This window comes from Streptomyces sp. NPDC050161 (assembly GCF_044460025.1).
Taxonomy (GTDB): Bacteria; Actinomycetota; Actinomycetes; order Streptomycetales; family Streptomycetaceae; genus Streptomyces.
Genome location: NZ_JBITJM010000013.1, coordinates 23,042 through 29,041 on the forward strand (window position 1 = coordinate 23,042; position 6,000 = coordinate 29,041).

The 6,000-nt window shown below is 70.2% G+C and carries 5 protein-coding genes, 1 tRNA gene and 1 pseudogene; 2 read left to right on the top strand and 5 right to left on the bottom strand.

The features are described 5' to 3' along the window. Positions 1-10: 10 nt before the first annotated feature. The 3 genes from ACIBK8_RS21520 to ACIBK8_RS21530 form a co-directional block, all read right to left on the bottom strand. Entirely contained in the window at positions 11-895 is an 885-nt protein-coding gene (locus ACIBK8_RS21520; protein WP_399043417.1) for a DUF2637 domain-containing protein, read from the bottom strand. 205 nt (positions 896-1,100) lie between these two features. Beyond that, on the bottom strand, positions 1,101-2,174 hold the full coding sequence (locus tag ACIBK8_RS21525) for a DUF3631 domain-containing protein (protein WP_399043549.1): 1,074 nt from the start codon (positions 2,172-2,174) through the stop codon (positions 1,101-1,103). Positions 2,175-2,663: 489 nt separating this feature from the next. Next, complete coding sequence (locus tag ACIBK8_RS21530; protein WP_399043418.1) at positions 2,664-2,894, bottom strand: hypothetical protein; 231 nt, start codon at positions 2,892-2,894, stop codon at positions 2,664-2,666. 95 nt (positions 2,895-2,989) lie between these two features. On the opposite strand from ACIBK8_RS21530, the gene ACIBK8_RS21535 reads away from it, so the two are divergent. Together ACIBK8_RS21535 and xerC are read left to right on the top strand one after the other, a co-directional pair. After that, on the top strand, positions 2,990-3,703 hold the full coding sequence (locus ACIBK8_RS21535; RefSeq protein WP_399043419.1) for a transcriptional regulator: 714 nt from the start codon (positions 2,990-2,992) through the stop codon (positions 3,701-3,703). Beyond that, on the top strand, positions 3,700-5,286 hold the full coding sequence (gene xerC / locus ACIBK8_RS21540; RefSeq protein WP_399043420.1) for a tyrosine recombinase XerC: 1,587 nt from the start codon (positions 3,700-3,702) through the stop codon (positions 5,284-5,286). Before ACIBK8_RS21535 ends, xerC begins: the two co-directional genes overlap by 4 nt. Positions 5,287-5,342: 56 nt before the next feature. Here the strand turns inward: xerC and ACIBK8_RS21545 are convergent. Further along, a tRNA-Lys gene (locus ACIBK8_RS21545) sits at positions 5,343-5,415 on the bottom strand. A 202-nt stretch (positions 5,416-5,617) separates the two neighbouring features. After that, a pseudogene (locus ACIBK8_RS21550) lies at positions 5,618-6,000 on the bottom strand (RNA helicase); the annotation flags it as partial.

Consider the following 6,000-nt stretch of genomic DNA (forward strand, 5'->3'; position numbering starts at 1 on the left):
ATCGCAGGGATCAGGCGGTGCCGACGCCGGCTTGGTCGGGGGCTGCCTGCTGCTGGCCGACTGCCTCGTCGAGTTCGGCTTGAAGGACGTCCTTGATCCTGTCCGCCTCCTTCCTGCCGATGGTGTGGTCGCTGCCACGGATCGCGTTCTCGATGTGGCGGCGTGAGGCTCGCCCTCCGCGTCCCAGAGGCGCGGTGCGGGCGATGGCGAGGAGTTCGGCGGGGATGTCGAGGGGCTCGTGGCTTTGTGGCTCGGTGCTGGGCTGCGGGGCTACGGCCACATCGGTGGGTTCGGAAGCCACGTCGACGGGACCGTCCGCCACGTCAGGAACGGATGGTTCCTGTGCGCCGTGGGTTTCGGCGGCGCGGGTAGCGGTCTCGGGGCCGTCGGTGTCGTTGTGGCTGTGGTCGGCGGGGTTGTGGCGTTCGGTGGCGTCGGTCCCCTGGGGGTGAGGAGTGGGGTGGCGTCGGATGACGATGTAGAGGTGGACGGCGCCGGCCAGAGCGAGTGGCGCGATGGCGGACAGGGCGCCGGCGGTGAGGTCGTCGAGCCGGAGCCCGTCGCCGGGGAGGCCCTGCTGGTTGAGGCGGACGGCGTGGAGGGCGTTGGCCCAGATGCTGGTGACGGTGGCCAGGCCGACGAGCGCCCACACGTACACGCGGGAGCGCAGCGGGGCGTTGCGCAGCATGAGCAGGGCGCCGACGCCGATGGCGATGAACCCGTCGATCACGAGCGGGAAGGCGAAGGTGAGGAGCCCGCGGATGTGGATGGCGACGGCCATCTGCCGTAGGGCGTCGTAGGAGAGGGCGAAGGCGACCGCGGCGAGCAGGGCGATGCCCGTGCGGATCGCGGTGGTGCCCGGGATGGCAGGTACAGGGGCGGTGGGGCAGGTCAAGCGGTGGCGCTCCGGGAGGTGCGGGCGGCGGCTGTTCGTCGGAGTGCGGGGCAGCCGCCGCCGGGGGCGATGACTCGTACCACTCGTTGCATGCCTGGTCAGAGCAGGTACGGGAGAAGTGGTGATGTCGGGTCGACTCGTTGCGGGCCGGGCACTCGTCCCCGCGCTGACCTGCGCGGGGACGAGTGTGACGAGTCGAGTCGGGTCAGGCTGCGGGGGCGGGGAGAGGCTCCGCCACCGGCTGGGTGGGGTGGGCCTGAGGCGTCGCCTCAGGGCAGTAGCGGGCCCAGGCGTCGAGGAACTGGTTGCGGGCGAAGCCCTTGGCCTGGGTGCCGTCGGGGAAGCGGCGGTTGGCCGAGCCGATGCCGTAGTCCTTGAGGAGGAGCTGCAGGCCGCGTGGGGTCAGGCCGCCCGCGCCGTGTTCGGCCCACGGCGCCTCCTTGTCGCCGTTGAGGTATTCGAGCAGGCTGCTCGTCCTCAGCACGGCCGGGTCGCCGACGGCGGCGAAGGCCCGGCGGATGTCGACGAGGATGCGGGTGCGCAGGCCGCCTTCGTCGTCCTGGCCGGCCTCGTAGTCGGTCATGGCGCGGCAGGCGGTGCGGGCCAGCGTCGGCCACTCGCCCCCGGCGAGGTCGGCGATGATCACCAGGGGCTCCCAGGTGTCTGCCGCGCGGTCCTCGACCGGCATGGCGGGCTCCATGTCCATCGCCTGCGCGTACAGCGGCGTGAGCCACGCGGCGAGGCGGGCTCGTACCTCGTGCAGCGCAGGTGTGTCGCGACCGGTGCGGAAGGCCGCCACCTGCTCGCCCGCCGCGCGGCGGCGCATGCGGATGACCACGGACCGGTCCATGATCGTGTCCGGGAGATCGCCGATGCCGGCGAGCGCCGCCATGGCGAAGGTGGGGAACGCCTGCGGCTTGTGGTCCGGCCCGCTGACCCGCAGGGTGGGCCGGTTGCGCTGATGGCCTGCGTTGAGCAGACCTCGCAACTCCTCGTTTTTCTCCGCCGCCTTGACGCTGCCGAAGAGAGTGTCGGCCTCGTCGACCAGAAGGGTCGGCGGGTCCTCGTCGGTGACCGAGCGGAAGATCGCCGCAGGGCTGGCGTTGACCGTGATCAGGTGGTGGTGCACCGTCTCGGTGATCACGTCCAGCAGCCGAGATTTGCCGCACCGCTTGGCCGGGCCCACCACCGCCAGGCGTGGTGCGTGCTGCCACGCGCGCTGCAGGTGGGTAGCAGCCACCCACAAGGTCGCGGCGGTCAGCGCCTCCTGGCTCGGCATCACCACGTACCGCTCGATCTGCGCCCGCAGATCCGCCAGGGCCTGCTGCCCCTCCGTCAGCGGACCGATGGGCGGCTGACCGGCCGCTGCTGCCGGAGGGGGCGATATCCGCCCCTCAACGGGGCCCGACGGAAGCCCCTCCTCGGCGCCTTGGGTGTCGGACAGGTGGGCACCCGGGCTCCCGGGGACGGCCACGGAAGGCCATATCGCCTTCCCCGTCCGGGAATGAGCGTCGGGTGTCGTAGGTTGCACAGGGCAGCTCCTCATCTGGCGGCTCAGGGCTGTCAGCCGTTCCGCCGCCGGGTTGGTTCTCAAGAGGCCACATAGGGGTGTTGCTCGGGCCTCCGGCGTTGCACCGCTGGAGGCCCACACGCATCTCACGGCGCTTCAGCCGGGGCGCGGGAACAGGGACAGTACGACCACACCCCGGCACAGTCCAGCGTTTCTTTGTCCGCTCAGCGCAGACACGTTTCCGCTGGCTCCGGCACCTCATGCCGCCAGGCCCAACAGATCCAGCAGATCCGCCGTCACCACCCGGTACGCCTTGCCCAACCGCAGGACCCTGCACGGGTACTGGCCGCGCTTGGCCAGCTCGTAGCCCTTGCTGCGCCCCAACCCGAGTGCCCGGTTTCCCGTCTCCAGATCAACGGCAGCGGGGAGGGCCATCAGCTCCTCCCGGCTCATGCCCTTCGCCCGACCAGCGAGTTCGTCCTCGTGCATACACGCTCCATCCATGTCTGAGCCCTCGGCGAACGCGACGACCGCGTCCGGCTCCAGGCCCACTACATCCAGGATCGCGAAGCTAATGTGTCTTCATGACACAAAGCGATTTCGAAGATGGATACGACGACGAGGACGACGTCCCCGAGTGGACCGACCACGTGATGGCAACCGTTGCCGCCGAGGTCCGACGACGACGAAAGAGGCTACGTATCAGTGCCCAAGAACTGTCGGACGCCTGCGCCGAACTCGGGCACCCGATTCCCCGCAACGTCATCGCCAACATGGAGTCCGGCCGCCGCGCCACGCTGCCGCTGGTCGACGTCATGGTCCTGGCCGAGGCGTTGGACACGCATCCGATCTGTCTCATCTACCCGGTCGGACACGTCCAACGGGTGCAGCGGCTTCCCTACCAGCACTACGAACACCCCGCGGACGTAATGACGTGGTTCACCGCCGAGAACGACGTGACCGGCCGGGAGGAGTACATGCTCCACTGCTTCCGCAGGCACTCGATCTTGGAGCACATAATCCGGGCTGCCAAGAGCAACCAGGATCGGGAGCGGTGGAAGGCGAAGATGGCGGCCAACTCCACCGAACGCGAGGAAGCCCTGCGGGCCGAGGCCGACTACGCCGAGCAAGTGGCCACTGTGACGAACCGGCTCCGCAACACCCGCGCCTCCATCCGACGGATGGGCAGCACGCCCCCTGACCTGCTGCCCACGCTGGCCGACATCGACCCGCCCAGCACCGACACCAACACCAACACCAACACCAACACCAACACCACCGAGGAGAACAGCGTTTGAAGGGATCCACCCACCGCCGCTGCTACTGCCGCGACCCCAAAACCGGCAAGCCGCTCGGCAAGAACTGCCCCAAGCTCACCAGCCGCAAGCACGGCTCGTACTCGATACGCCAGGAGCTCCCGCCCCGCGCCGACGGCACTCGACGCTCCTTCAGCCGCGCCGGCTACGACACCCTCAAGGCCGCCCAGGCCGACCTCGACCACATCCGGTCCCTGCTCGGTCTGGCCGACACCGACGCGCCGGAAGACCTGGCGCGCCTCGCCGAACTGCTGGAGAAGGTGGCCGACGAGAAGGCACCGCTGCCGGACATCGAGGCCATCCGACGCCGTCTCAACCACGGGCTTGACCTCACCAGCCGCGTCACCGTGGGCGAGTGGCTGGATGACTGGTTCGCGGCCAAGAAGGTCCGGAAGACGACGGCCAACGGCTACGCCTCCCATATCCGCGTCCATCTCAAGCCGCGCATAGGCCACATACGCCTCGACCGTCTCAACGTCGGGCATCTGGTCGAGATGTTCGACGCCATCGCCGACGAGAACGAGGTGATCGCGGCGGAGAACGCGGCACGGCTCGATCAGATCGCCCGCTGCAAGCCGCGCCGGGCCGGACGCCCTCCGGCGGCCGAGCGGGAGCGGCTGGCCAAGGAGAGGGCCGTACTGGCCAGGATGAAGCCGTTCCGGAAGACGGCGGGGCCCGCGACCCGGCAGAGCGTCCGCCGCACGCTCAGGGCCTCGCTGAACGGCGCCATCGCCCAGCAGCTGATCACCTTCAACCCGGCTGCCCACGTCGAGTTGGAGTCCGGGAAGCGGCCCAAGCCCTTGCTCTGGACCGACCAGCGGGTCGAGCGGTGGCTGGCGTCCGGTCAGAAGCCCTCCGCCGTCATGGTGTGGACGCCGGCCCAGTTCGGCACCTTCCTGGACGCCGCCGAGGGCGACCGGCTGTACGCGCTCTTCCATCTCATCGGCAGCCGAGGTCTGCGACGCGGGGAGGCGGTCGGCCAGGACTGGACGGAGGTCGACCTGGACGCCGGCCTGATCACCCCGGCCAAGGAGATCGTGGTCGACGGCTGGGATCCGTACGAGTCCGCCCCCAAGACCGACGGCAGCGCGAGCACGATCGCCCTCGACAGCCTGAACGTGGCCGTCCTGCGGGCGCACCGAGAACAGCAGGAGGGCGAGCGGAAGGCATGGGGGCCGGCCTGGCGGGACACCGGGAAGGTCTTCACGCAGGAGGACGGCTCGTGGCTGCACCCGGAGACCGTCTCGGAGACCTTCCGCCGCATCCTGGCGACGACCGACCTGCCGCCGATCACCCTTCGCGATCTACGCCATGTCGCTGCGACCCTCACCCACGGAGGAGGCGGCGACCTCCACACGATCAAGGAGACGCTCCGGCACTCCACGATCACGCTCACCTCGGACACCTACACCAGCCTCCTGCCCGAGGTCGATCAGGCCGCAGCCGAGGCCGCCGCGCGGCTCATTCCCCGCGCCCGCCCGGTGTCTGACGCGAAGCCTACCGGGCCGTCCGCTCACGCATCGCGCACGCAAGGGGCCGGAAGAACGAAACGCCCCGGCCGGTGAATCCCGGCCGAGGCGCTGCCTCGCAGGTCAGCGGCGCCGATCCGCGCCGCATGCGGTGGGCCATCAGGGGCTCGAACCCTGAACCAATGGATTAAAAGTCCACTGCTCTGCCAATTGAGCTAATGGCCCGCACCGAGCAGCATAGCCCGAGCCCGCGCCGCAGCCCGAAAGCATTAGCCATCAGCGGAATCCCGGCCGCCCCGGCACGGCCCGGCGTACCGTCCGCCGCCCGGCCGCCCGCACCCCCAACGCACAGGGCCCGTACGGCACTTGCGTGCGGTACGGGCCCTGTGACGGATCAGCTCACCGGCGGCGGTGCGCCGGTCGCGGGTCAGCCGTTGCGCTTCCAGCGCGGCTTGTCGTCACGGCGGCCGAAGGAGCCGGTGCCGGCGCCCGAGCCACGGTGGTCGTCACGACGGCCGTAGGGGCGGTCGCTGTTGCCGGAGCGGAAGCCGCCGGAGGACGGACGGCCACCGGAACGGTCGTCGCGGTTGAACGGACGGTCGCCGCCACCGGAGCGGTAGCCGCCGGAGGAGGGACGGCCACCGGAGCGGTCGTCGCGGTTGAACGGGCGGCTCGGACGGTCGCCGCGGTCACGGTTGAAGCCGCCACCGGAGCGGTCGTCGCGACGGTCGAAGGAACGGCCGCCACCGGAACGGTCATCGCGGCGGTCACGGTTGAAACCGCCGCCGGAACGGTCGTCACGACGGTCAC

Excerpts from the sequence above, each read along its gene's own strand:
- ACIBK8_RS21525 (WP_399043549.1), bottom strand. The coding sequence starts at position 2,174 with ATGCCGAGCCAGGAGGCGCTGACCGCCGCGACCTTGTGGGTGGCTGCT.
- ACIBK8_RS21530 (WP_399043418.1), bottom strand. The coding sequence starts at position 2,894 with ATGCACGAGGACGAACTCGCTGGTCGGGCGAAGGGCATGAGCCGGGAG.
- ACIBK8_RS21535 (WP_399043419.1), top strand. The coding sequence starts at position 2,990 with ATGACACAAAGCGATTTCGAAGATGGATACGACGACGAGGACGACGTC.